17 protein-coding genes are annotated in these 24,596 nt (G+C 68.9%); 7 read left to right on the forward strand and 10 right to left on the reverse strand.

Annotated features, from left to right (window positions below):
* Positions 1-2: 2 nt before the first annotated feature.
* The 5 genes from drmB to ACF07S_RS04250 form a co-directional block, all read right to left on the reverse strand.
* Positions 3-1,871: a DrmB family protein gene (gene drmB / locus ACF07S_RS04230; RefSeq protein ID WP_391973384.1), complete on the reverse strand. Its 1,869-nt coding sequence runs from the start codon at positions 1,869-1,871 to the stop codon at positions 3-5.
* Positions 1,868-5,113 (reverse strand): helicase-related protein, encoded by a 3,246-nt coding sequence (locus ACF07S_RS04235; RefSeq protein ID WP_391973385.1) that lies wholly within the window; start codon positions 5,111-5,113, stop codon positions 1,868-1,870. The genes drmB and ACF07S_RS04235 overlap by 4 nt, the downstream gene beginning before the upstream one ends.
* Positions 5,110-7,014: a UvrD-helicase domain-containing protein gene (locus ACF07S_RS04240; RefSeq protein WP_391973386.1), complete on the reverse strand. Its 1,905-nt coding sequence runs from the start codon at positions 7,012-7,014 to the stop codon at positions 5,110-5,112. Before ACF07S_RS04240 ends, ACF07S_RS04235 begins: the two co-directional genes overlap by 4 nt.
* Complete coding sequence (locus ACF07S_RS04245; RefSeq protein WP_391973387.1) at positions 7,011-11,777, reverse strand: DEAD/DEAH box helicase; 4,767 nt, start codon at positions 11,775-11,777, stop codon at positions 7,011-7,013. The genes ACF07S_RS04240 and ACF07S_RS04245 overlap by 4 nt, the downstream gene beginning before the upstream one ends.
* A gap of 196 nt (positions 11,778-11,973) precedes the next feature.
* Positions 11,974-12,246: a hypothetical protein gene (locus tag ACF07S_RS04250; RefSeq protein WP_391973388.1), complete on the reverse strand. Its 273-nt coding sequence runs from the start codon at positions 12,244-12,246 to the stop codon at positions 11,974-11,976.
* Positions 12,247-12,711: 465 nt separating this feature from the next.
* Between ACF07S_RS04250 and ACF07S_RS04255 the strand changes: the two genes are divergently transcribed.
* Genes ACF07S_RS04255 through ACF07S_RS04265 form a run of 3 tightly spaced genes read left to right on the forward strand, consistent with a single transcriptional unit; the run spans position 12,712 to position 16,733 of the window.
* On the forward strand, positions 12,712-14,859 hold the full coding sequence (locus tag ACF07S_RS04255) for a helix-turn-helix transcriptional regulator (protein ID WP_391973389.1): 2,148 nt from the start codon (positions 12,712-12,714) through the stop codon (positions 14,857-14,859).
* 3 nt (positions 14,860-14,862) lie between these two features.
* The gene (locus ACF07S_RS04260) at positions 14,863-15,858 is read left to right on the forward strand and encodes a hypothetical protein (protein ID WP_391973390.1); all 996 of its coding nucleotides are present in this window, start codon (positions 14,863-14,865) and stop codon (positions 15,856-15,858) included.
* Entirely contained in the window at positions 15,855-16,733 is an 879-nt protein-coding gene (locus tag ACF07S_RS04265; protein ID WP_391973391.1) for a DUF6339 family protein, read from the forward strand. The genes ACF07S_RS04260 and ACF07S_RS04265 overlap by 4 nt, the downstream gene beginning before the upstream one ends.
* Positions 16,734-16,781: 48 nt before the next feature.
* Here ACF07S_RS04265 and ACF07S_RS04270 read toward each other — a convergent pair whose 3' ends face one another.
* From ACF07S_RS04270 to ACF07S_RS04290, 5 genes are all read right to left on the reverse strand, one after another.
* Positions 16,782-18,146, reverse strand: coding sequence for a DNA cytosine methyltransferase (locus ACF07S_RS04270; RefSeq protein ID WP_391973392.1), 1,365 nt, complete (start codon positions 18,144-18,146; stop codon positions 16,782-16,784).
* Between the two features lie 11 nt (positions 18,147-18,157).
* Positions 18,158-19,153 carry a DNA cytosine methyltransferase gene (locus ACF07S_RS04275; RefSeq protein WP_391973393.1) on the reverse strand — a complete coding sequence of 332 codons (996 nt, stop codon included), beginning with the start codon at positions 19,151-19,153 and terminating at the stop codon, positions 18,158-18,160.
* The gene (locus ACF07S_RS04280; protein WP_391973599.1) at positions 19,150-19,560 is read right to left on the reverse strand and encodes a very short patch repair endonuclease; all 411 of its coding nucleotides are present in this window, start codon (positions 19,558-19,560) and stop codon (positions 19,150-19,152) included. The genes ACF07S_RS04275 and ACF07S_RS04280 overlap by 4 nt, the downstream gene beginning before the upstream one ends.
* A 55-nt stretch (positions 19,561-19,615) precedes the next feature.
* The gene (locus ACF07S_RS04285; RefSeq protein ID WP_391973394.1) at positions 19,616-20,110 is read right to left on the reverse strand and encodes a hypothetical protein; all 495 of its coding nucleotides are present in this window, start codon (positions 20,108-20,110) and stop codon (positions 19,616-19,618) included.
* Positions 20,111-20,253: 143 nt separating this feature from the next.
* Positions 20,254-21,267: an SEC-C domain-containing protein gene (locus ACF07S_RS04290; protein WP_391973395.1), complete on the reverse strand. Its 1,014-nt coding sequence runs from the start codon at positions 21,265-21,267 to the stop codon at positions 20,254-20,256.
* Between the two features lie 181 nt (positions 21,268-21,448).
* Between ACF07S_RS04290 and ACF07S_RS04295 the strand changes: the two genes are divergently transcribed.
* The 4 genes from ACF07S_RS04295 (at position 21,449) to ACF07S_RS04310 (ending at position 24,475) form a co-directional block, all read left to right on the forward strand.
* A complete protein-coding gene (locus ACF07S_RS04295) occupies positions 21,449-22,219 on the forward strand; it encodes a hypothetical protein (protein ID WP_391973396.1) in 771 nt (256 codons plus the stop codon).
* A gap of 78 nt (positions 22,220-22,297) precedes the next feature.
* Entirely contained in the window at positions 22,298-22,621 is a 324-nt protein-coding gene (locus ACF07S_RS04300) for a DUF6412 domain-containing protein (RefSeq protein WP_391973397.1), read from the forward strand.
* A 119-nt stretch (positions 22,622-22,740) separates the two neighbouring features.
* Complete coding sequence (locus ACF07S_RS04305; RefSeq protein ID WP_391973398.1) at positions 22,741-23,457, forward strand: YidC/Oxa1 family membrane protein insertase; 717 nt, start codon at positions 22,741-22,743, stop codon at positions 23,455-23,457.
* 145 nt (positions 23,458-23,602) lie between these two features.
* Positions 23,603-24,475 (forward strand): fumarylacetoacetate hydrolase family protein, encoded by an 873-nt coding sequence (locus tag ACF07S_RS04310; RefSeq protein ID WP_391962346.1) that lies wholly within the window; start codon positions 23,603-23,605, stop codon positions 24,473-24,475.
* Positions 24,476-24,596: the final 121 nt, after the last annotated feature.

A 24,596-nucleotide genomic window follows, 5' to 3' on the forward strand; every position in this document is an offset into this window, starting at 1 on the left:
CTTCAGCCCGCCAGTATCTGCTGGAAGAACCCCACGGAGGGCTCGTCCGGAGTGCCGACCAGCAGTGCGCGGTCCAACAGAATGTTGTTGTGCTCGCAGCTCGTCTCCGGGAGCATCACGCAGGCGTGACAGGCAGCGAGGTTGGTACCGATCGAGCCGGCCGCCTCGGCCTCCATGCACAGCGGGTCGGAGGAACACCATTCGGCCCGACGGATCGCCGAACGCACAGCGCGGTCGAGGGGCTCCGGTTCGCCCTGAGCGACGAGACCGCCGAGGCTGCCCGCCGAGTCGCTCGTCGCCGTGTAGACGAGCACCCCGGCCATGTCGTCCGCGGCGTACAGGCGCTCACGCAAGGAGGCGGACGGGTAGCCCGCCTCCAGGCTCCACTCGTTGATGAGGATGTGGGCCAAGGTGTGCAACAGCACCATGCGAGGCGTCGCCGGGGACGACACGGCCCGGCTCGGGTCGTCGGCCCGCTGCTCGAGCACCCGCTGGTGAGCGGTACGCATGCGCTCGACCCGGGCCGCCACGGCCGGCGCCTTCTCCCAGGCGTCCAGTCGGCTCTCGTCCAGGCGCAGGAAGACGCCTTCCCCCTGGACCTCCATGGCCGGCAGCCAGCGCAGCGGGTTCCGGGAGAGCGGCATCTCCTTCGGGTCGGTCGTCGACTCGGCGTCCACGAGGCGGGTGAACGCTTTCAGGGCCCGCACCTCGCGGAGCTTCTTCACCAGCATCGGGCCGGTGATACCGAGCGGCTGGAGCACGCTCGGGTCACCGAGCGGCGTCTCGCAGACGAACTGCTCCCCACGGGACTGCTCGCTCTCGTCGTTGCCCGAGCGCAGACGCTCGTACTCCTTGTTGCGGAGGGCACGGTAGCGGTGGTCGAAGCTGGGTGCTCTGTCGTGCTCCGGGTCCTCCTCGCGTTCCGCGTCGAGCAGGGTCATGACCTCGTCCAGCGGGACCGGGCAATTCCCCTGGAAGGCGCCTTGGAGGTAGATCCTGATGTGCTCGCGTTCGTCGAACTGGCGCAACGCGGCCCAGTGCTCGGCGAGCGGATCCGCACGGCCGCTGCTCCATGGCGGGATGGAGAGCGCCGACTTCAGCACCGGCTGCCACACCGACGAGGAACCGCGTTGCAGGGTACGCAAGGAGAGTCCGCACCCTGCTGGGTCCGTGGCGGAGGTACCGAGCCAGGGGCGGGCACCTCGGCAGGTGAGACGCAGGTCTTTCAGCGCGTTCCTGCGGAAGGAACCCTCCATCGAGACCTCGGGCGCCTGGCCACAGGTGCAGGAGATGACGATGGAGCGGAGCGAGGAGGTGCGTCCGTTCGTGCGCATCCTGAGTTTGCCGCCGCACGTGCCGATCCTCGTGGAATCACGGTCGGACGAGCGGTGCACCCACTGCCAGTAGGGGAACTCGTCAAGGTGCCCGGCCTCGCAGGCGACGACGAAACGGGAGGGGACGAGGTCCACCTCGCACGTGCCGCAGACGCTTCGCCCTGCCGGCGGAGAGAAGTCGCGGTGCGGCTGCAGGTCGTTGCACTCGGGGCATGAGTGCATCAAGGGGAAGCGGCGCACCCGAAGGCCGTCCTTGCTGGTGTCGTCGGACGCCGGCGGCAGCCGGAAGTAGTCGACATCGAGCAGTCGGGCCAGGCGCCGCTCGTGGACGACGGGCGACTCGTCCCTGCGCCAGCTGCGGTCAGCCTCGTCCAGGCCCGAGACGACGAAGGACTCGTGGTCGACGGCGATGAGCGACCCGACGCCGTACGTGCTGATCGCCTGGGCCCGGCGAACCGTTCCGCGGCGGGGGAGGTTGTGGGCCGGGGTGGTGCCGTTCGCCGCGGTCCGACGGCGGCGGGCGGGAGGCGGGGTCATCGGTTTCCCTCCATGAACAGGGCGGACTCGGCGTCGACGTCGCGCAGGCTCCACAAGGTGGGCCACGCCTCGCGGTCCTCGGAGTCGTCGTGGTACGACTTCAGGATCGAAGGGGCACGACTGCCCCGCTTCGGTTCGAAGAGCAACTCGTTGTGGATGTCGGCCTCCCGGCACCACCAGTCGACGAACTCGTCGAAGCCCTGCTCCACGGCCTCGGCCTCCGAGGGGGTGACCGCGTGGACGCGGTCCAGGAGCAGGGACCTGATGCGGCCCCGAAGAACGTGCTCGTAGGACTCGACCTGACCGGCGCCCTCGTTCGGGCGGGCGGCCGGGATCAGGACGCGGGCGAGAGCGACGATCACCGCGTGCAGTCCTCGTTCACGTGCGCGGGCGGAGAACGGGGTCACGGAGGTGGACTCGACCTCACGGTAGAGGGCCGAGTGGTAGTGCAGGAAGTTTTCGTAGTGCGAACGGTCCCGGGCACGGGCCGCGTTGAGCATCACCGCGACCAGTCCGGGGTGGGCACGGCCGACGCGGCTCGTGGCCTGGATGTACTCGGCGGTCGTCTGCGGTTGGCCCATCACGGCCATCAACCCGAGTCGGTCCACGTCCACGCCCACCGCGATCATGTTGGTGGCGAGCAGGACGTCCACCGTGTCCTCGTCGGGGAGCCGCTTCTCGATGCCTTTGAGACGCGTGGGGATCTCGCTGGCGTCGATCCGGCTGGTCAGCTCCGAGTAGTTGGCCACCGGGCGCACCGCCACGCCCTCACGGTCGGCGAGAAGCTCGAGATAGGCCACCACGTCGTCGTGGACCTGGAGCTCGGCCGCGGAGAGCAGCCGCAGGCTGTTGAAGTAACCGATGAGGCTCCAGTACGCGTCGCGCACCTTGTCGTCGGTGTCCGCGTGCATGGCCCGGTGCAGCAACGTGGCGTACGTACGGATCAACAGCGTGGACTGACTGGTGCCGGGAGCCAGGAGGCCGACATAGCGGCGGCTCGCTTTCTCCTCGCGCGGTGTCTCCACCGCGAACCACGAGTCGCGGGAGTCCAGACCGGCCGGTGGGAACTGCCGCACCTTGCGGGCGAAGAGGTGCAGGCCCTGATCGGCGGCGCGGCGGATGGTCGCGGTGGAGGCGATCACCTTGGGCCGCTTGGCCAGCGCGTCCACGGCGGTCTCGTAAAGGCCGGTGAGGGTGCCCAAGGGGCCGGAGATTAGATGGAGCTCGTCCTGGACGATCAGCTCCGGGGGAGGAGTGTCGTCGTGCGGATCGTCGAGGTTGAAGAGCGCGGAGGTCGCCGGGCGCCACGGCATCGAGGCGAACTTGTCGACGGTAGCGATCACCAGCGTCGGACGCGCGTCGTACACCGCCTCGTCGATCAGGTGGACGGGAAGACCGCCGGAGAAGTCGCAGTCCGCGCCGGGGCAACGGATGTACATCCGCTTGGCGTCCTCGTCGGCTTCGTAGTCCCGGGCATCGAGCCGGGTGCCGCACCAGGGGCAGGCGTGCAACTGGACGGGGTTCTCGGTGGCGAGCCGCTTGTCGAGGTCGGCGCGCAACTCGTCGAGCCTGGCAGCAGCTTCGGCCAGCGTGTTGGGGGTGGCCGAGCGTCCCACCCACATGCCGACGGAGAACGGCTCGGCGCCCAGCTCGGGCGTGTGGGGCCGCATATGTTCCATGGCACAGAGCAGGATCGCCGCACGTTCGAACTGCTGCAGAGTGAGCAGCCGGAGCGTGTAGCGCATGAGGACGGTGACACCACCGCCGTCCGCGCCCTTGCGGATGCGGCGCAGGAAGGACGTCAGGGCGATCAGCCCGAGGTAGGCCTCCGTCTTGCCGCCACCGGTCGGGAACCAGAGCAGGTCGGAGATCTTTCGATCGTCGTGCTCGGGGTCGTCGATCCCGGCCATGCAGAGCAGCAGGAAGGCGATCTGGAAGGGACGCCAGCGGCCGGCGGACGGATCGGGGTTGCCGATGCGTCCGCCCTTCACCCAGGCGCTGCGGGCGCGCTGGTCGGCCATGGCACGGTTGGCGAGCCGGAAAGCCCGCATCAGGTCGGGCTTGGTCCGCAGCAGCCCGATGCCCTCGCGGATCCGGCCGAGCGCATCGCGGCAGGCGTCCACCTGGGCCCGCGCGGGCTGTTCGTGGGGACTGTCCGCCAGGGAGCCGGCTTCAGCAGACTTACGGGCGATCCAGCCCTCGTACCCCGTCGCCAGTGCCTCCAAGGCGGCCAGAACCTCGGTGTCGGGCTTCTCGGCCAGCCCCAGCATCGACAAAGACGAGCTGTCGATCTCCGGATTGGAGTCGGTCAGCAGCACCTCCACGCTGGGTACGAACTCGCTGCGCACCTCGGGGACGGCGGCCGGGATGCTGTCGGTCACGCCGATCGGCGACGGAACCCAGTCCCAGGCGGCGGCGCAGCCGTGGCCGACGGCGAAGGTCGGGGCATGGCGGTGCAGCAGGCGACTGGTGGCGATCTCCGGGTCGTGTGCGGCGTCCGGGGCGGGGCGCTCGACGAAGGCGCTGGAGCCGTCGGCGGCCCAGACCGTCAGGCCGCACTGGAACAGGGCGAAGGCGTCCTGGAGGTCCCGCTCACCGACCTTCTGCCTGTTGATCAGCGTGACCGTGACCGTGACGGTACCGGTGACCGGATCGGGGCGCCGGACGATGACGTGCAGGGCGACCTTGTCCGGCACGAGGTCGATCAGCTCACCCGGGGTGGGGACGGTCACGTCGATGGTCTTCTCAGGAAGCTGGAGTTCCTTGCGCCGCCACCGCTCCCGCTGCTCCGCGACGGTCCGGGCCTCGGCGCGGCGGGCCGGGACCGGGTTGCCGTCCGCGTCGGTGGGCTCGTACACCGCCGCGTTCGTCGAGACCACGATCGTGTCGCTTATGGCCGGGGCGACCGCGAAGGTCAGACCCATGGAGGACGGGCGCTTGTCGCCCGAGACACCGGCTTCCTGCGCGGCGCCGGCCTCCTCGGCGTCCTCCCGGACGAGTACGGGCGCGGCGTCCAGGCCGTCCTGCTCGGCGGCGTTCTCGGCCCTCCGCTCCCGTGAGGCGCGAGGGTAGAGCACCCCGGTCAGGTAACGGTCGATCGGCGCGTCGTGAGGGAGCACCTCGGCTCGGTCCTCCGGGCCTGACTCCTCGGTGGGACCGAAGAGTTCCCTGCGCAACCCCGCGAGAAGCTCTTCGTCCCGCACCCGATAGTGCTCGGAGTGCCGACCTACCGCGTGCGTCATGCGCTCTGCTCCTCTTCATTGTCAGCCCGTCGAAACATGCCGATGCCGGTGATCCGCGGCGCGATCCACACACCTCGGTCGCCCAGGCCGGTGTTGGCACCGGCCGCGATGCTGCCCGTCACCGTCTCCAAGGTGTCGACCCGCAGGCCGTGGATCTCGTCGGGCCACCACGGGTCCCAGGTCCGGCTCACCTTCTGCACCCGGAACAATTCCTGCCGGAACCGCTCCGACGCCTCGCCTATCTCCCGTCCCCGGTGCAGCAGGGCGTAGGGCGGGCTCTGAGCCTCGCCCGCCGGCAGATCGTGGCGCTTGCGCAGCAGCACCTCCTGGCCGGGTCCGACCTCTTGTAGGAGGTAGGTCTGGGTCGCCACGGCGTCGGTCGTGTGACCGGGCGGGTTGTCCCGGCAGACGTCGCCAGCCTCGGCCACCACGCCGAACCTGTCGTACGACCGCCACCCGCCGACGAACCGCCGACCGCTCTTGCGGTTCCCCGCCCTCTTGATGATCGGCAAGTCGGGGGAATGGACGTGGTAGAGGTCCTGTCGGGCGCGAGTCATCGCCACGTACAGGGCGCGGGCCTCCGCGGGGAGGTCCGCCTCGGTGCCGTACTGCTTGTGGAGTTCGGCGACGGTCGGTGGAGTCAGGACGATCACCCGGTCGAACTCCAGTCCCTTGGCCCGGTGCACGGTGGAGACGACGATCCGCGCCGTCTCCGGGTCGGCCGCCTCGTCGGGGAAACGGCCGTCGGCGACCAGGCGGCGCAGCCGGTCCAGATCGAGCGCGGTGCGCCCGGGCGAGCGGGTAGCGCGTCGCAGCACCGTCCACAGGGCGCCCGCGTTCGGTTCGTGGGGCAGCGGGATCTGTTCCAGCAGGGAACGGAACCGCTCTTCGGACAGGCCGGTCGCCTCGGTACGGCGTAGCAGCTCGGCCACCCAGTAGGGCACCGGCCGTTCCTCGAGAGGGCGGCGCAGTCGGTGTTCGATGCCGTTCTCGTGCAGCAGCCGGGAGACCACCAGGGCCTGCCGGTTGTCGCGGGTGAGGAGGGCACAGGTGTCGTCGAGGTCTCGCAGACCCTGCAGCGTGTACTCGTCGGTGAGGTCGCCCAGCGCGTTCACCGGGTCCAGGAGGAGGTCGCGCAGTTCCTCGTAGAGCGTGGAGGCTTCGTCGGCGTCCCGAACTTGCTGAAGCCGAGGGCCGTGCGACAGTGCGATCCGTGCCTCCGGGGTGGTGGCCCGGAAGTTCTCGGTGAGACGCAGCTCCACCAGGTCGTCGGGGTACGAGCTGCGCAGCCAATCGAAGAACCGGCCGGTCTCGTCGTTGCGCTCGGCCGGGTCCTCGATCTGGAAGCCGTACACCGACTGGGCGGCGTCACCGACCACGGTGAAACCGCAGGTTTCCTGGTAGCGGTCGAGCAGGGCCTCCACCAGTTCCCGGCGGTCACCCAGCAGGTCCTGCACCTCGTCGATCACCACATGGGAGGGCGGGACCGAGTCGCCGGCCTCCAGCGCGCCCTTCTCGACGGCTTCGGCCGCGGCCCGGATCCGCTCGTCGAAGGAGGTCGTGGCCCAGTCCCGGTCCGGGTACGCCTGGAGGAGCACCCCGTACGCCCAGGCGTCGAAGGTCTGAGCGCGCACCCGGCGAGCCCGGTCCCCGTGCCGGGTGATGCGCTCGCGCAACTCCCGGGCGGCTGCCCGGGAGAAGGTGAGCACCAGGATGTCGGTGGCCTCCAGTGACTCCTCCGGCTCCTCGTGCCCGCACAGGGCGTCGAGCCGACGCACCAGGGTGTGGGTCTTTCCCGCGCCAGCACCTGCGGTGACCAAGACGCGTGCGTGCCAGGGCTGTTCGACGACGACCAGTTGCTCGTCGGTGAGCGGAGGGCTGTCCTGGTAGACGTCGGTCACTTCCGGCTCCAGAGGTGCTCGAACTGGGTGAAGGCGAGGCGGGTGTCGAAGTTTGCGACGTTGTCGCTGACGTTGAGGATCAGGCAGCTTTCCTTGCCGCCGTTCAGCGGTCCGCGCAGTCCGCGACCGATCATCTGCTGGTACACGTTGGTGCTGTAGACAGGCCGGGCCACGACCACGGCGCGAGTGGCAGGCGCGTCGAACCCCTGGGTGAGCACACCGTAGTTGGTGAGGACCCGAATACTTCCGTTCCGGAAGTTCTCGATGCGGGTGCGACGGTCCTGTGTGCTGGTCGTCGAGTCCACGGCGGCGGAGGGGACTCCCCGATCGTTGAGCAGGGCCGCCAGGTACTTGGCATGGTCGACGGAGGTGGCGAAAAGCAACGTCGGCCAGTCGTCCGGCAGCGCGGTCACCGAGTCGACGATGCGCCTGCTGCGCGCGTGGTCGTCGGCGAGTCGCTGTTCGGCGGAGCGGGAGAGCATGGCCATGCGATCGGCGTGTGTCTTCTCGTCCTGCGTGAGTTCGATGCGACCGCCCTCAAGGGTGCGGTGCTCGACCTGGGCGAGCATGCCCCAGTCCTGGAGGTCACGGTACGGGTCACCCGACGGGAAGACCCCTTGGTCGAGTCGCTTGTTGCCGAAGCGGGTGGCCAGGCGGCGGGTCTCGTCCTCGTTGGTGTTCCGGAACGGGGTGGCGGTCAGGCCGAGCAGATGCCGAGCCGTCTCGTACTGGGTGAGTCCCAACTGTCCCAGGATGTCGGTGTATCGCTTGGAGATGGCGGTGTGCGCCTCGTCCACGATCACCAGGGCGGCCTCGCGCAGCCAGGCGTACTGGTCGGTGCTCAGGCACTTCTCCAACTTGGCGTCGATGGCGACCACCAGGTGCGGATGGTCCGCGACGTTCCCGACCTCGTTGGTGCTCCACAGCCGGCTGATGGTGAGCGGACGTTCGGCGCCGACCTTGCTCCAGACGAACTTCCAGCTCTGAACCGCCTGTTCGCACAACTCCTCGGTCTGTGCGATCCACAGGAGCGGTCCCTTGAGGTCGCCGACCCGCTTCACCCAGCGGATCACGGCCTCGGCGGTGACCCGGGTTTTTCCGGCACCCGTGGGCAGGGAGAGCATGCCGCGTTGGGGGGCGAGACGGTCGAGCATCCGGGAGATGTTCTGGACCAGATCTTCCTGGTAGGAGTGAAGGCCAGGGAAGTCCCGAGGGCCCTCGACGGTCTCGAACGGGGGCGGGGCCGGAGTCCGTGAACCGGCGAACGCGACGGGTAGCCTCAGCTCCGAGACGAACGCGATGGCTGCCGATGAACCTCCGTAAGAGACAGGTGCGTTGGGGAAGCGTGCCTGGATGTCCCGGGCGTGCTCTTTGAGCACCCCGTCACCGTGTGCGTTGAACGCCATCTGCGCGATCCGGTGCTCGGACGGCTCGGCCCCGCCAGTCGCCTGCAGTTCGGCCTCCATCAATCCTTCGGGGAGGCCGGCCCGGAGCGCGTCCGCACCGATCAACAGCTCGATCTTGGTCACCACGTCGTCGGCCTCGCGCACCGCCCTCTGCGCCGCCTTCAAGGCGCTGTCCCGGGCCATGCGGTCCTGGAGCTCCAGCACGGCACGGCAGCCGGCGGCACCGAGACCCAGGCCTAGTTCGCGGTCGATCAGGCGCAGCATCGGTTCGGGCTCCAGGGGCACGAGGACCTTGACGGTGCTGTCCTGGCGCACGGCGTCCAAGGGAGAGACGTGCATGCCCTTGGGCGTACGGGTGACCTCCTCGAGTTCGCTGCATCGCTGCACCATGCTGTGCCGGTTCCCGCTGTTCAGCCGCTGCCGCAGGGCGGGGAACAGCTCGACCAGGGGGACGGGTTCACCCGCCGGTACTTCGCGGGTTTCCATGCTGATCACATCGGTGTAGCGGAGCATGCCCCACTTCTCGATCATCAGCTCGGCGTCTTCGACGGTCGGCACGAGCAGCGCCGGGAGCTGCTCGGCGCGCAGTGCCTGGTACTGAGCGGCGCCGACGGCGACGGTGATCTCGTCGTCGGGACGGGTGCTCCAGGCGTCACCGATCCGGCAACGCGTCAGGGAGCCCTCGGGAAAGTCCGCACCGAACCGGGTCAGCATCACATAGGTGGCGCCGACGAAGGAGTCGTCCTCGCTGCGGGTCACCTCGTCGAGGAGCACGTCCCAGCGGTCGGCGGGAACCTCCTCGACGGTGGTCGGGAGTCGGAGCCTGCGGGCCTTCTCGGGCGAGATGTCGGCGACCGGTAGTACGTCCCGATAGGCGGCGAGCTGCGGGCCGACGGCCTCCCGCAGCGGCTTGATGCCCTGGGAGGTGGCGATCGTGCCGAACTTCATCAGCATCCACCGGATCGGCGAGATCACCGCCTGCCGGGTGCTGCTCTGCGCGCCGATCTGGCGTGTCCAGTTGTCCACCACTGCGTCGTCGGGCAGCACCTTTAGAAAGGCGGCGCGGGATTCCTCGGACAGGGCACGGAAGAGGTGGAGCGAACCACCGACAGGGGCGCCGTCGACCTTGATCCGGTTCAGCGTGGGTCGTGGGGCGCGACTGTCCAGGCCGCGCAGGTAGGCGGCGTGGACAGCTTCGCGGTACTCCTCGAACCACGGCTCACCCTCCTGGGGCCGCACCGCGCTGGAGGGGCGTTCCCGCAGACCGATCTGGGGAAAGATGGGGGTGTCGTCGGAGTGGAACGCCGTGTCGACGGCGACGCTGGGGTCGCGTTTGGCGTCAACGACGGCACCAGGCAGCATGCAGTCCTCGATCGGCCGGAACCGACCGTCGGCGGTCCGCATCCGGAGCGTGGAGCGAGCGTCGGGCACCCGCTCCAGAACTCTGTGGGCCAGTCGGCGGACCCCCGCCTGACGGAACAACTCCCAGAACCGCTCCCAGTCCGAGTCGCTGTAGTGGTCGAACCCTTGATCGAGGACGCTGACGAAACGGCCCTCGGCATCGGCTTCCCGAATGCCCAGGCTGTTGAGCGCGTGATGCAGTGACGGATCCTGGGCGAGCTCGTCGACCACGTACACCAGGGCCTCGCGCAGACCGCCCTGGTCGGCACGACGGAACACCTTGCCGTGTACGGGGGCGACAAGGCCGTGCTCCTCGGTGAGCACGATGCGGGCCCGGCGGGCCTCCTCGGCGTAAGGGGAGCGGGTATCGATCATGTCGGCGAGGATGCGAACGGCCACTGCCGACGCCTCGGGAGTACCGCTCTCGACCAAGGCCTCCAGCCACTCCTTGACATCGGTCCGCCGGTGTCCGGCTGCGCCGATGATGTGCTCGACCTTTCCGGAGCGCAGGGCGTCTGCCTCTGCGCTGGGGTGCAGCCAGTCCGAAGGGCGTCCAGGGCATTCGTGCCACATACGCAGCCAACCGGACAGCTTCTTCAGGTCCTTGTCGAACCGTGGGTGGATCCGCAGCCGCGTGGGGACGCGCAGGACACCGTCCTGATCGGGCAGTGACGGGCGGTCCGCAGTGCGGGTCCAGATCTCCCGGGTCAGGAACTCGTCAGCCCAGCTGATCGCCTCCTTGACACGGCCGGGCAGCAGAGGCAGATAGGCGGCCGGGTCCTCGGCGGGCGCGAGGGCGGGCAGAGTGTCGACGACAAGCTTCGCCGACACCCGGATCATCTCCTGGTTGAACGGGGAGGAGTCCAGGAGGTTCTGCCGGTCCTCGTTGGTCTTCCAAGCGCCGTTGAGAATGCCGCTCAGCGACATCTCGTACTTGGTCGGGAAGAAGGACCAGAACTTGCCGCGTCCGCGTGACCGCGGGCTGATGTACAGGCCGCTCTCCGGGTCCTTCTCCTGGGCGGGGACTGCCCAGGAGAGGTCGAGGGAGAGCCGGTCGTGCAGCTCTCCGGCGTCATCGCGGGCCGCCGTACCGGGCTCGTAGGTGGTGGTGAACACGCGCCACCGCTCGGTTGCCAGGGGCTTCCCGGTCCTTTCCTCGACCACGGTGTGCAGGTCACCGGCCTGCCGGCTGGTCAGCGTCCGACGGGCCATGGCGCGTGGCCGACGGTCCTCCAGGACGACCGTCGCGACGTGCGGCGAGAAGAGCTGGAAGCCGACCGGGAATTCCTCGCGCGGTTCTCCGTGATCCTTGGTGCGACCACCGTGCATGTCCCGACCCAGCCGGTCGTCGGCCTTCGGGAGCAGGGGCAGGCGGACGACGGTCGTGGCCCAGCTCAGCAGCTCGTCCAGGACGTGATCGGAAGCGCGCTCGGCCTGCGCGTCGAGAGGCCGGGCCATTCGCAGCACTGGGGCGTCGAATTCCGAACCGTAGCGCGCTGCCACGCCGGGCACGGCCTTGATCTGTTCGTACGACCAGGCGCGGTCGAACCCGAAACTTCCGGTGCTGCTGAAGAATTCCGGTGCGTCGGTCACCACGAGGACGGATTTCACGCCGACACCGAATCGACCGATCTGGCCTCCACGCTTCTTCGACATGCTCATCCGGAGAATTGTCTCCGCGCCTTCCGGGGTGACAGGGTTTCCCTCGTTGGCGCAGTACAGATGGGTCTGCGTGAGGACCACGTGCACTCTTCCGCCGGGTTCTCCGGCGATCTCGTCCGCTGCGTTCTGTACCAGTTCGAAGAGCTGTCGGTCGCCGTATCCGCCTTGCGTGATTCGACGTTCGCCATTGGCGTGCTCGGCGATGAGGCCGGGATCGACCGAATAGGTCTGCAGGACACGAGTGGATTGTTCGAGAATGGTGCGAATAACAGAGGAGGGGGACGGCGTCGACATTGCTCCTGCACTCCTGTTGATGTCAAGTTCCGGAATGATGAGTGGGAGCGCGGGCCGGCGGATCGATTCAACGATTCGCCGGCCCAGTCGCTTCCGCCGTGCCACGGCGCCGGACGACCACCGACCCGGGTCCCGAACAAATTCAGGGGAGGGGTGGACGACACTCCGAGCGACGTGTTGTGTGGGGGGACTTCACTCAGCGGTGGGGGCAGGCTTCGGGCAGGCCAGCAACACGCTTGGCCAGGTCGGGGAAGTTGTCGGAGAAGTACTCCATCGATGTCTCGAATAAACTGATGATGCTCGCCACCTCAGCCTTGCAGCACGCCGTCATGATGAGCATTGTAAAATCACTTAGGTCGCGGTCCGATATCATGCAGTCGTCGTCGCTCTGTCCGTCCATGATGGCAAATGCCCCTGTCGTGTCGAATCCAATGATGATTTTCAAGTCCGGGGCATTGAAATTAGGCATGGAAGGGCCCCGTGGCTGAGCTGCTTTTCTCGGTCGAGATGCTTCCTCGGAAACCACGGTAGCGGGTCCGTCTGACGTTCCGCCAGCGCTTTGGGTGGGCATCGGCGGACGAGTTTTTGTTCGAATTGCGGGACCGGATGAAATCTGTTGATGGACACACTTCTGGCCCGGCCGATCGACCCCTTCTTTTGTGGAGGCTGAACGGGGCGGAGTGACCGCCACTAAGGACCTTAGTAGGTGTGGCGGGTGATTGTCAACCCTTGATCGCTGCGGCTCGGAACGGCACTGCTCGGTCGAATTGAAATAGGGCGGAACGGGATAATTCTGTACGTATGTGTCATTTCAATGGGCTGTAGGGGTGGCCGGGGTAATCAACCATCAGTTGACAGGCTTCCTCGTGTCAAATTAACCTCCTGTTCGCCCCAGGCGACCAGCCTGCGGCTCCATGGAAGGAGCAGGTGGCACGTGGAGACAGGTGAGGAGTTCGGGCCCTGGCTGTCCCGGCAGCTCAGACTCGCAGGCAGGACGCAGGCCGAACTGGCCGAAGAACTACAACTGACACGGGCCGCCGTCTCCGCGTGGATCACCGGCAGGTCGACCCCGCGCCCCACGGTCATGGCCGACATCGCCAAGGCGCTGGGCACGGACCTCGGCACGGTGCACACCCGTACCACCGACACCCAGGCCGGCCTCCCGGTCACCTGGTACCACCGCCCCGGCTACCCCGACGGCGGCCGTGACCTGGGTAACGCCGCCGCCTTCGCCTTCGACGCCGACGTACAAGTGCTTGCCCGGGAGACCTGTCAGAACAGCCTCGACGAGCGGCTTACGGATAATGGACGACCGGTCAAAGTACGCTACACCCTGCACGAGCTGACCGGGGAGAAGCTCGAAGCCTTCCGTGAGGCGATCCTGTGGAACGACCTCTTCCCTCATTACTCCGCTGTCTCCGAAAGCGCGGGCGGCCAGAAGGTCGGCCGGGTCGTGGACGCCGGGGTGCGCGACATGTACGAGAAGGGCCGCCTGGTCCTGCTGCGCGTCGACGACTACAACGCGTCCGGGCTCACCGGCGACGATTACGATGACGGCAAGTTCGCCGCCGTGGTCAGACGCCAACTGGAGAGTCTCAAGTCCGGGCACAGCGCGGGCGGTTCGTACGGTCTGGGCAAGGCGACACTGTGGGCCACCAGCGCCCTCGGCCTCGTACTCATCAACTCCACTCTGTCCGTGCCGCACGAGGGACGTACCGAGCGACGGGTCATCGGCCGTCTCGAACTGCCCTGGCGTGAGGTCGACGGTGAGTCGTACGCGGGCCCCGCCTGGTTCGGGCGTCCTGATCCCGACTCGCCCGGAGCCATGGTCGCCCGTTCCTGGTGGGCGGACGAGGAGACCGTGGAGAAGCTGTATCTGAGCCGGGAGAACGACGAACCCGGTACGTCCTTCCTCATCGTCGGCGCACACGACGTGGGTGGCCTTGTGGAGAACTCGTCCGATGCCGACGACGGATCCGTGGGCGACGAGAAGGGCGATGAGGACACACGTGACATCACCAGGATGCACAAGCGCCTCGTAGAGGCACTGGGCCGCGACTTCTGGGCCGCGATGATTGGTGGGGGCAGCAGGCTTCCTCTTCTGGAGGTCTCCGTTCGTGCTCTGCGGAACGGCGAAGAGGTCGTGCCGGAGAAGCAGGTCGACCCGTCCGTCGAGCAGCCCTCCCGGACCCGAGCCCTGAGAGCGCACTACGAGGGCACCACCGTGGATCGCCTCACCGAGGCCGGGCAGGTCGCGGCGCGGAGCGTTCCGCTGAAGCTGCCACTCTCCGGCGGCACCCGGGGAACGCTCGGTACGCATCAAGCGGTCCTGCTCGTCACCGAGTCCGAAAAGGACGCGGACGGCGCGAAGAACTCACTGCACTCGCTCCGTGGCAACCGCATGACCGTCAAGAGGGCCACGGTCCCGAGGCTGCCGATCGGCACCAACCCCTTCCAGGCGGTTCTGTTGGTGGGCGAGGCGGCAGGGCAAACGGCACCCTTCGCAGAGGAGGCCGAGGAGTTCCTGCGTGCGGCGGAACCACCCGAGCACGACCGCTGGGGACAGACGGAGGAGCTGACCCTGCGCTGGTCGCCGTCCGCCTACCGGCGGATCAACGCATTGACCACCGAGGCCAACAACGCGGTGAGGGAACTCGTCGCGCGGCCGAAGCGGAGCAGCCGCGAAGGCGGTGAGGCCCTGCGCAAGGCGTTGACCGTGAAGAAGAAGACCAAGGCCAAGGTGCCCACCGGGCCGGTGGTTCCGGTACTGGACGTACTCGACGCGACCGTCGGCGACAGCGGGGAGTGGCAGATCGTTGCCGAAGTGACCATCCCACGTGGCGACGAGATCGCCCCGATGGTGCCGGTTGCCCAACTGGACGTGCGCTCAGGAGGCCGCCCGAAGCTGGACTGGGCGGAACTCGTGGGCATCGAGGGCTGCGAAGTGGAGGACGGGATCCTGCGCTTCACCTCCGGTGCGCGACGTGCGAAGTTCCGAGGAACCACCGATGTCACCAGCCACCCGGTCAGGACCACGCTCACCCGCCTCGTTCTCGAACTCCGTGCCGGCAGGGGGGAATGACGCGTGAAGATCTACCCGTACAAGCGGCTCAACCGATCGATCGCGCTCAGGGTGACCTCAGTCTCCCTCAAGCTCTCCGACGGCACCCGCGACCGACTGGAGACCAGCGCCTACTCGACCCATCAGCAGGCCGTGGCCCTCGGTATCGCGGGCCACACGGACTGGGTGAGCGCCACGATCGGCCTCTCGGCGACGCTGCCGCCCGGGGCGAATGCGTCGGATGTGCCCTGGTCCGAGCTGTGCGTCCTCGCCGTACTGACGGACGGCGAGACCAACGTCCGCACCTCCGTGAACCTCACACTCGACACGGAGGGCGGCCATGACTGGTCGGGGTCGCTGGAGGTGCTCCGTGACGATCATCGGGGCCGGGCCTCCCTCGCCGTGTACGCCGTCGGAACGGTGGACGGAGTTCGCGGCCGTTCGATCGCCGAGACCGACCGGAGCTGGATCATCGACACGGTGTCCGACGAACCGGTCCGCGACCTCCAACTAGAAGTCAGACAAGCGTCGTTCAAGAGAAGCTCCCGGGAATGGCTCCACGCCTATGCCGACGCACCCTGGATAGTGGACACCTCTGCCAGAGTTCCCACCGTGCTCGTGAACACCGACGTCGAGGGTGTCATGGGCCTGCTGGACAGCAACAACTCGGGCGTGGAGAGCAAGGTGCGTGATCTCCTGGTCGCCCAGATGGCCACCGATGCCTGGACCGCGGTGTTCCACGGAGCCATCGGCGATCTGGAGGTGGAACCCGGCGGCGGGCCGGTCTTCCCGACCGACTGGCAGGGTGAGGTACTGCGGGAGATGCTCCCCGACGTGATCCCCGGCGTTCACGTCGAAGAGGCGCTGCGACAGGTCCATCGCCGACGCACCGGCGAATCCGGCTGGGTGGAACTGCAGACGCGTATCCACTACGCGGCGGTCAGACGCGCTGAGGCCGGCAGGGCCCTCGCCTACGCCATCCGCAGTCTCGAACAGAAGAACCGCGAGAGTGAGACGTGATCACCCAACCGAACCACGTGCCGGAACGCCTGGCCCTGCTCGACACCTCGGCTGTCGACCCGTTCCTCACCGATGAACTCCTCAGGGGTGAACAGGTCCATGGCGGCATCGATCTGGCCAAGGTCGTCGAGCCGCTTCCCGAGGACGACGCCAGATGGTGGGCCGAGCCGATCCGGAGCCTGGTGGAAGATGCCATGTTCGAGTTCCGGGAGGACCGCACCCGAGCGGACGCGTGGCTCGCGCCACGACTCCATGCCACGCTGCGCCTGACACGACGGGAAGCGGCGGACAAGCGCCTGTGGAACCACATCGCCCTGGCGGTGGCTCCTGACTACATCGTCTGGCGACACCTGCCGGAGGCGACGGCGAAGCAGCCGGAACCGCGTGTCGCCGCAGAGCGTTTCCGCGGTCCTGCCGATCGTCAGTGCTTCTCCCGACTGTGGTGGGCGGCTGAGCTCTTCCGGAACGGGCCGGACTACGGGCCGGTCGAGATCGCCTGCGGGAACCAGGACCTCATCCACACCGTTCTTCGGATGGATCTGATCGACCACCGGCCTACCGCCCAGGCTCTGGTTCGGCTCCTGCAAAGCGGGCAGGTGACCACCGGGCGAGAGGTCAACGGGCTCAGCACCGCGATCAACACGGCCGGCGCGACCTTGATCTACGACATCCTCGCGCCGGACGAGCCTTGCGATCCCACCCATCTGCGGGACTGGATCGCGGGGGCCGAATCAGCACAACCAGTTGATCGGCGTGACCTCCCGGACGGACCTGACGAGGACCCCGTCCTGGAGGAATCCGTGGCCGCGCTCACCGGCTACTTCGCGGAGCTGTTCGAGACGGCGCCGATCAGGGGCAAGAAGAGCGGCGGCTGACCACATGCTGTGAGGGCCGCCGCAGAGCCCTCCGACGTTCCGCTCGTACTATTTCGCGGCTGTCTTCTTGCTCTTGCGCGGGCGTACGGAAGAGGGCGGCGTCACCTGATCCTTGGGCTGCGGGCACCTGTCGGTGCAGGCGTCGGCGTCTCCGCAGCCGTTGTCGCGCAGCTTGGCCCGCTGTTCCTCGGTGGCCGGCTGCCACGGCTTCCGCAGGCTCTCCGGGTCAGGCTGGGGAAGCCCGAGCGCGGAACTCAGCAGGTGCGCACCGAACAGGGGCGGTACGGCGTTGCCCACCTGCTGGGCCTGCGCCGTGCCGCGCCACGGATAGTCCGGTGGGAAGCTCTGCAGCATCCCTGCCTCGTTCATGCTGAACCGCGGGCCTTCGTAGACGATGTTTTCGTCGAGGTGCTCGAAGACGACGAAGCGGGAGATGCGGCCTGTGACGGTGGTGGCGGGCTGTTGATCGGTCCGCACTCCACGCCTCCCGGGGTGCCCGGAACTGCCGTAGTTCGACCGGACCAGGAAGGGAGTGACTCTTCCTCGATGCAAGCCCACCTGATCCGCGAGGGCGTCACGCATCGACCTCCAGGGCCGAAGGTCCGCGTCGGGCCTCGACGCGGTGGTGTCCTCGTCGAGAGTCGGCTGGCGGACCTGGTCCGTGGCCTGGTCGGGTTCGCCCGTTCCGCCGTTCCTCCGGCTCCATTCCTTCGCCTGGTAGGCCCGGTGGGTCGGGGCGGGAAGCGAGGGCTCACCGAGTCCTTCACGGCGAGCGATCAGCACCGCACGGGATCGCGTCTGCGGTACCCCATAGGTTTCGGTGGCGAGGACATCGACGACCACCTTGTAACGGGTCCCGTCGGGGAGCCCCGTCTCCTCCAGGACCTTGGCGTAGTGCTTCCAGAGAGGGGCCACCGCGGGGACCTGCTCCAGGACGATCACGTCGTAGGGGCGGTTCTCCCGGTTCAGGCTTCGGGTGGCCTGGATCGCGTAGCGGAGAGGTTCGAGGACCAACGCGGTGCGTGGGTCGGTGAGGGTCTTCAGGTCCTCGTCGATCTTCTGGTCGGAGTCGCCCGCCATCAGCCGCTCGATGTACTCCTTGACCCGCTCCAGGGCTTGGCGCCCGGCGCCGTGCCCGGCCACCGAGTACGTCTGGCACGGAGGGCCGCCGGCGAGCACGTTGATCTCCGGCGGCAGTGACTCGAAGGCATCCCTGCGCACCGCGCTCACGTCGGCGTGGAGAGTGTCCAGCCCGGCGGCGTACCGGGTCAGGCAGGCGCTTTTGTCCCACTCGATGCCGAGGCTCGGGATGTCCAGCGAGTGGGCAGCGACGTCCAGCCCTCCGGGACCCGCGAAGAGGTCGAGGACGAAGGGCTGGTCCAGGATGTGCCTGTGAGACGCCGTGCTGGTCATGTGGCGAAATTCTAGCCGGCCGGGGAGACCGATGGATCCCGAACGAGCGCCGCGGCCACAGCCCGTCCCAGAGCCTTCCCCACGGGCGGAGGCGTCGCGTGGCCGATCTGGCGGTAGCGGGGGGTCTTGCGCCCGGCGACCTCCCATGTCTCGGGAAAACCTTGCAACAGTGCTGCCTGCCCGGTCGTGATTTTCACCATGTGATCCCTGCCGAGTTCGGGATCCCAGACGAAGTCCGCGTCGGGAACCTCGTTGCCCACGGTATGACCGTTGACCCCCATGGTCGCCCAGGTGTTCTTGGCTCCCGTCGGTCCCAGGTCCGCACCGCCCCGGTTCTTCGAGCCGCCGACCAGGGTCGGAGCCGGCCGATCGGCTTGTGCGGCCCAACGGACAGCCTCCCGCCAACCACGTGATGCCATGGACGGCTCCAGAACCGCACCGACCGTCGTCGGCTGCCGCGCAGTCGGTGCCGGCGGCCGGAACGCCGCAGCACACTGTTGCTCGATGGCGACCAGGACGCCCTGCTTGCGGTTCTGGGGAACGCCGAAGTCGACTGCGTTCACGACGAACCAGCTCAACTCGTACCCCAGGTGGGCCAGTTCGGCTCGTGCGAAATCACGCAAGTGCTGGTAGGCGTCCGAGTTCGCGAGCCCGGGAACGTTCTCGATGAGTACAGCGCGGGGCCTGATCGCGTGGACGAGGTAGATCGTGGCCGTCAGCAACCGCTCCTCCGCATCCGAATCAGGGCGTCCGACGGTCGCGCTCGACTTCACTCGTGGCAGGCCTGCCGACAGGAGGTCCACGTCGTGGCTCACGGGATGCTCGGCCGGGTCGAAGTCCATCAGGTCGGTGTGAAGTACGTTCCAGTGCGGTCGGTTGGCCCGCAGCGTGTTGACGGCGAGTTCGTCATCGTCCAGCAACAGGCGCGGCTCGAATCCGGCCTGCTCCAGTCCGAGAGCGAGTCCGCCCGCCCCGGAACAGACGTCAACGAAGGTCAGACCACTCATCCTTCTTTTCTCCCCCTCGTTCGATCTGGCTCTGGACGGCGCTGTGTCACAGTGGCCGCCACCCGTGCGGCCACTTCCTCAGGGGCCTCGTGCTCCCAGAAACGCAGCACTGTCCACCCCTGCGCGACCAGGTGCTCGGTCGTCTCCCGATCGCGGGCCATGTTCCGGTCCAGCTTCTTGCGCCACCACTCCGCGTTGGCCTTCGGCTGCGTCGCGTGCATCGGGCACCCGTGCCAGAAGCACCCGTCGATCAGGACGGCCACCTTCACCCGAGGGAAGGCCACGTCGAGCCGGCGCCGGGCCATGCCGGGCACCGGATACTCCACCCGATAACGCAGCCCGGCCGCGTGCAGCAGCCGCCGTACGGCCAGCTCGACCCCCGTGTCCTTGCTCGCCTGCCTGCTCATGCGGGCCGAGACGCCGGAAGAGGAAGGCGTCATGCTGTTGACTGTCATCAGAACCTCACGCACGTACGTCGTCACGGTCGATGATCGCAGCTTCCGCCCTGGTCGAGTCGATCGCACGGAACCGCACCAAGGCACGGTCACCCCGCGCCGTCAACGGCGGGGCGACGAAAGCGAAGACCATGACCAGGTCGCGCGGATCCACCGAACCGTCGGACAGGATCCGGGGCTCGGATTCCACCACGGGACAGAGCACCAGCGCACCCCGACGCGGACGGACGTACTGCTCGACGGTCGCGTTTCCGATCAGGTCCGTGGCTCCTGCCGGACGCCTCGCCGCCGCGACGTGCTTGGGGTCCCGGATGGCACCGAAGAGGGGCCCGCGTCGACGCGTACCTCGAGCGAGGGAGAAGGGGCCGTGCCCCAGGATGCGCGCCTCGTTCCGGCGGGCGGACATCTGCATCGGAGCGATCACGCACCAGTCGTCGATCGAGCCCTCTTCCCGTCCGACGTCCAGCAGGAACTCCAGGTGGGGCGAGAACTGCGCGGGCACGGACCAGCGCAGGTCGCATTGCTGTGAACCTACGCTCAGGAGGTCACCGACGCCCTGCCCGCCTTCTTGGCCGACCGCACGGGAGAGACGTCGGACGCGGCCGCTGGTGCCGGGCCGGCGTCCACCGGCCCCGCGAGCACGGCTTACCCCGCCCCGTGGCACTCCCCGTACGTCCGGTCCGAGCCGCACCAGCATGCCGCCGACCGCTCCGGTGGCCACGGCACCGCGCGGCCGCGGGCAGCCAGGGTCGTCGCGTACTGGGGGAGCAGGGCGGTGTCGGTGGGGGAGGAGCCCTCCGAGGCGGCGAAGGCCTCGTAGGAGGGGACCGTGCCGGGCACGATGCCCAGGTTCGGGGTGCCGGAGGACGCGAGTTCGCGCAGGGCCGCCTCTATCGTCGCCAGGTGGGTCTCGTAGGACGGGTACTCCTCCGTCAGGGACGGGTACGCCGCCGTGAGTTCCGCCAGCTCGGCGGCGGTCCAGTGCAGGACGGCCACCGGGTAGGGGCGGGACAGCGCCTCCCGGTACGCGCCGACCTCCGCGCGCAGGCGGAGGATCTCCGCCTGCAGTTCCGCCGGGTTCTCCGAGCCCAGGGACCACACGCGCTTGGGGTCGTGGAGTTCGTCCAGGGTGATCGGGAGGGTGTGGACGGTGTCCGCCAGGGCGTCCCACTCGTCGTGGGACGCGCCCAGCATCCTGCGGACGCGGTGGCGGCCGAAGAGGAGGGGGTGGGTGGAGCGCGGGGGTGCGGGAACGTCGGTCAGGAGGAGGCGTACGGCCTCGGTGAACGTCTCGTGCGCCTGTTCCAGTTCGTCGTGGGACTCCAGGGACTCCGCGACGATCACCCAGGCGGCGGGGTCGCGCGGGGACGCCGTGCGGATGCCGTCGATGATGGCGCGGGCCTCGGCCTCGTGGCCGTACTCCCAGAGGTTGGAGGCCTTCAGGGCGCGGATCAGGTACGGGTCGTCCAGGCTCGCGCCGGAGGTCAGCAGGCGGTCGTAGAGGGCCGTCGCGGCGGGGCGGTCGCCGGAGAGTTCGCGGTGGGCGGCGGCCCGCAGCAGCAGGGCCTCGGCGTCCTCGGGATACAGGCCGGCGCTCCGCTCCAGGCGGGCGGCTTCGGCGGTGTGGTCGACGTTTTCGGCAGGCGTGTCGGGGCGCATGGGAGACACCGTACTGCCGGTGGGCGACAAAAGTGAGACAGCCGCAGGTCAGGGGCCGCCCCGCGGCCGGAGGAGGGCGCCGGGCCGGCGTTCCGCCGGAATCGGGGAACGGACGGGGCCGGTATCGCCTCGGCGGGCCTACGCTTCGGGGAGGGGCGGCGGGAGACCGAGGGGGCGGGGTGTGCGCAGGGGCGTGGACATCGGGTGTCTGGTGCTGCTGATGATTCCCGTCGTGCTGGTGGCCTGCTTCTGGTACACGTTCCGGCAGGCGGAGCGCGAGAACGACCGGCGGGAGAAGGCCGCGTTCGAGGCGCTCCTGCGCCAGGCCCACGACGCGGCGGACCGGACCGCCGACGCGCTGACCGGGAGCGGTGACGGCGGCACCGACGCGGTGCTGGGCGTGATCTGGGAGCACACCGGAAGTCCCGTCATCACCCACGACGCGGACCGGCGCGCGTTCACCGCGGTGGCCGCGCGGTCGGCGGTCGTCGACCGGGAGCCCGTGCCGCCGGTCGGCGGTCCGGTGACGGTCAGGCGCTGCTTCACCTACACCTACGTGCGCCGTACCGGCCCGGCGTGGACCTCGGAGGTCACCGAGCGGGACCTCGGAGCCTGCCGGGGGAGCGGGCGGATCGGTGACTCGGTGTTCTTCGCGCGGGTGCGGTTGGCGGGCCTGGAGCCGGCGCGACTGACGCGTGCCGGTGTGCGGAGCGCACTCGAACCCGGTGACCCTCCGGACGACGAGGGCCGGTTCGCCGTACGGAGCGTCGTGCGGACGGGGCGGACCGTGGTCGCCGTCGTTCTCGTCCGGTACGTGGACCGGTACTACCCGGTCCCGGCCGGTGGGCCGGCGGTGGCCGAGCAGTGCTACCGCCTCACCCGGATCCTCGATCCCGACGGTGGCGCCGGGAGGACGGTCACCGCCGTTCCCGTGGCGGAAGCCGCTTGCTGAGCCGCCGTACCGTACTGCGCGCGCCGGCCGATCCTGTATAACGGCGTCAGGGACTCAGGGACAAGGAGAGGAGGGCGAGTGACGACCAGCCGGGCGACCGCGCGTTCCGCCCTCGCCGTGCTCCTCCCGCTGTTCCAGGTGGTCCTGCTCGTCCTGCTGAACGCCGGCGGCCTGTCCGTCGCCCATGTCGCGACCGTCGCGACCGCCGCGGCCGGTGCCGCGCTCGCCGTCTGCGCGCTGGTCGCCGCGCGCTGCGCCCCCGCCGTGCCGCCCACCCGGGTGCGTACGGCCATCCGCGACCGCGACCGGCGTACCGCCTTCCTGCCCCAGTGCGACCCCGACGCCAGGGGACGCACCCGGCCCCGGGCACCCGGGCACGCCCTCCCGGCGACCGCCGCGTAGGGCGAACACCTCCTCGTCCGTCCACCACGCCCTGCGTGGGTCGTCATGCCGCCATCCCGTACTCCCGTCCCGGTGTTCCCGGGACTTCCGGCACGACGAGACCCCCGGAGGGCTCACCCATGTCCGTCTTCGCCAGCCTGGTCGAGCGCCTGGCCGACCTGCTCCAGCCGCTGTTCGGCGTCTCCGCGGCGGCCGCCGCGATCGTCCTGTTCACCGCGTTCGTACGACTTCTCGTCCACCCCTTGTCCCGGGCCGCCGCGCGCGGCCAGAAGGCGCGGGCCGCGCTCCAGCCGCGCATCGCCGAGCTGCGCCGCAGGCACGGCCGCAACCCCGAGAAGCTGCAGAAGGCCGTACTGGAACTGCACGCCCGGGAGAAGGTGTCGCCGCTGTCCGGATGCCTGCCGAGCCTGCTCCAGCTGCCCGCGTTCTTCCTGCTGTACCACCTGTTCTCCAGCGAGACGATCGGCGGGCGGGCCAACGAACTGCTCGGGCACCGGCTGTTCGCGGCGCCGCTCGGCGGGCGATGGGCCGACGCGCTCGGGGACGGCGGGGCGTTCGGCGGGGCCGGGCTCGTCTACGTCGGGCTGTTCGCGGTCGTCGCCGTGGTCGCCTTCTTCGGGTACCGGCTGTCCCGGCGGATGATGGCCGCCAGCCCCGTGCTGCCCGCCACCGGTGAGGGCGAACAGGTGCCGGGGATGGCCGCGGTGACCAAGGTGATGCCGTTCATGTCCTTCTTCACGCTCGTCACCGTCGCGGTGATGCCGCTGGCCGCCGCGCTGTACATGGTCACCAGCACGACGTGGAGCGTGGTGGAGCGGACGGTGCTGTACCGGTGAGGATCGTGGGGCGTGGTCCAGTACGTGAACCGGGTATTGCCGAGTGGACCATTGCCTTGGAGGATCGACCAGTCCTCCGATGACCGTGCTCGCCGCATCCGGGTCGCACACGTCGGTCGGGCCCGCGATCGAGGGAGACGTGTTCATGAAGCTGCTGCGAGTCGGTACGGCGGGACGGGAGCGGCCCGCGCTGCTCGACGCCGGGGGGACGCTGCGGGACCTGTCGGGTCTCGTCGCGGACGTCGACGGGGCGCTGCTCGCCGACGAGGCGGCGCTCGGCCGGGTCCGGGCCGCCGCGGACAGCGGTGAGCTGCCGGCGCTGGACGGGGCGGAGCCGGATGGGGCGGGACTGCGGATCGGGCCGCCGTTGGCGCGGATCGGCAAGATCGTCTGCATCGGGCTCAACTACCACGACCACGCCCGTGAGACGGGGGCCGAGCCGCCCGCCGAGCCGGTGGTCTTCTTCAAGGCGGCGGACACCGTCGTCGGGCCGAACGACACCGTGCTGGTGCCGCGCGGGTCGGTGAAGACCGACTGGGAGGTCGAGCTGGCGGTCGTCATCGGGCGTACGGCCCGCTACCTGGAGTCGGCGGAGGACGGGCTCGCGCATGTCGCCGGGTACGCCGTCGCACACGACGTCTCCGAGCGGGAGTTCCAGATCGAGCGGGGCGGGACCTGGGACAAGGGGAAGAACTGCGAGACGTTCAATCCGCTCGGGCCGTGGCTGGTGACGGCCGACGAGATCGCCGACCCGCAGGACCTGCGGCTGCGGTTGTGGGTGAACGGGGAGCTGAAGCAGGACGGGACGACCGCCGAGCAGATCTTCCCGGTGGGTGAGGTCGTGCGGTACGTCAGCCGGTTCATGACGTTGTATCCGGGCGACGTCATCAATACGGGGACGCCGGCGGGGGTCGCGCTGGGGCAGCCGGAGCCGAAGCCGTACCTGCGGGCGGGGGATGTGGTGGAGCTGGAGATCGAGGGGCTGGGGCGGCAGCGGCAGGTGTTCGGCGGGGCGTAGCGCTCCGCGGGGGCGGGGTGGGGTGTGGGAGGGGAGCTGCCGTGCGTCGGCGGGTGCGGGTGCGTGGTGGCTTGGCGCGCGGTTCCCCGCACCCCTCAAGAAGATGCGCGGTTCCCCGCGC

This window comes from Streptomyces sp. NPDC016640, assembly GCF_043076215.1.
GTDB lineage: Bacteria > Actinomycetota > Actinomycetes > Streptomycetales > Streptomycetaceae > Streptomyces.

Coding starts and splice junctions, on each gene's coding strand:
- ACF07S_RS04310 (WP_391962346.1), top strand. CDS start 23,603: ATGAAGCTGCTGCGAGTCGGTACGGCGGGACGGGAGCGGCCCGCGCTG.
- ACF07S_RS04245 (WP_391973387.1), bottom strand. CDS start 11,777: ATGTCGACGCCGTCCCCCTCCTCTGTTATTCGCACCATTCTCGAACAA.
- ACF07S_RS04275 (WP_391973393.1), bottom strand. CDS start 19,153: ATGAGTGGTCTGACCTTCGTTGACGTCTGTTCCGGGGCGGGCGGACTC.
- ACF07S_RS04280 (WP_391973599.1), bottom strand. CDS start 19,560: ATGAGCAGGCAGGCGAGCAAGGACACGGGGGTCGAGCTGGCCGTACGG.
- ACF07S_RS04250 (WP_391973388.1), bottom strand. CDS start 12,246: ATGCCTAATTTCAATGCCCCGGACTTGAAAATCATCATTGGATTCGAC.
- ACF07S_RS04290 (WP_391973395.1), bottom strand. CDS start 21,267: ATGCGCCCCGACACGCCTGCCGAAAACGTCGACCACACCGCCGAAGCC.
- ACF07S_RS04270 (WP_391973392.1), bottom strand. CDS start 18,146: ATGACCAGCACGGCGTCTCACAGGCACATCCTGGACCAGCCCTTCGTC.
- drmB (WP_391973384.1), bottom strand. CDS start 1,871: ATGACCCCGCCTCCCGCCCGCCGCCGTCGGACCGCGGCGAACGGCACC.
- ACF07S_RS04305 (WP_391973398.1), top strand. CDS start 22,741: ATGTCCGTCTTCGCCAGCCTGGTCGAGCGCCTGGCCGACCTGCTCCAG.
- ACF07S_RS04235 (WP_391973385.1), bottom strand. CDS start 5,113: ATGACGCACGCGGTAGGTCGGCACTCCGAGCACTATCGGGTGCGGGAC.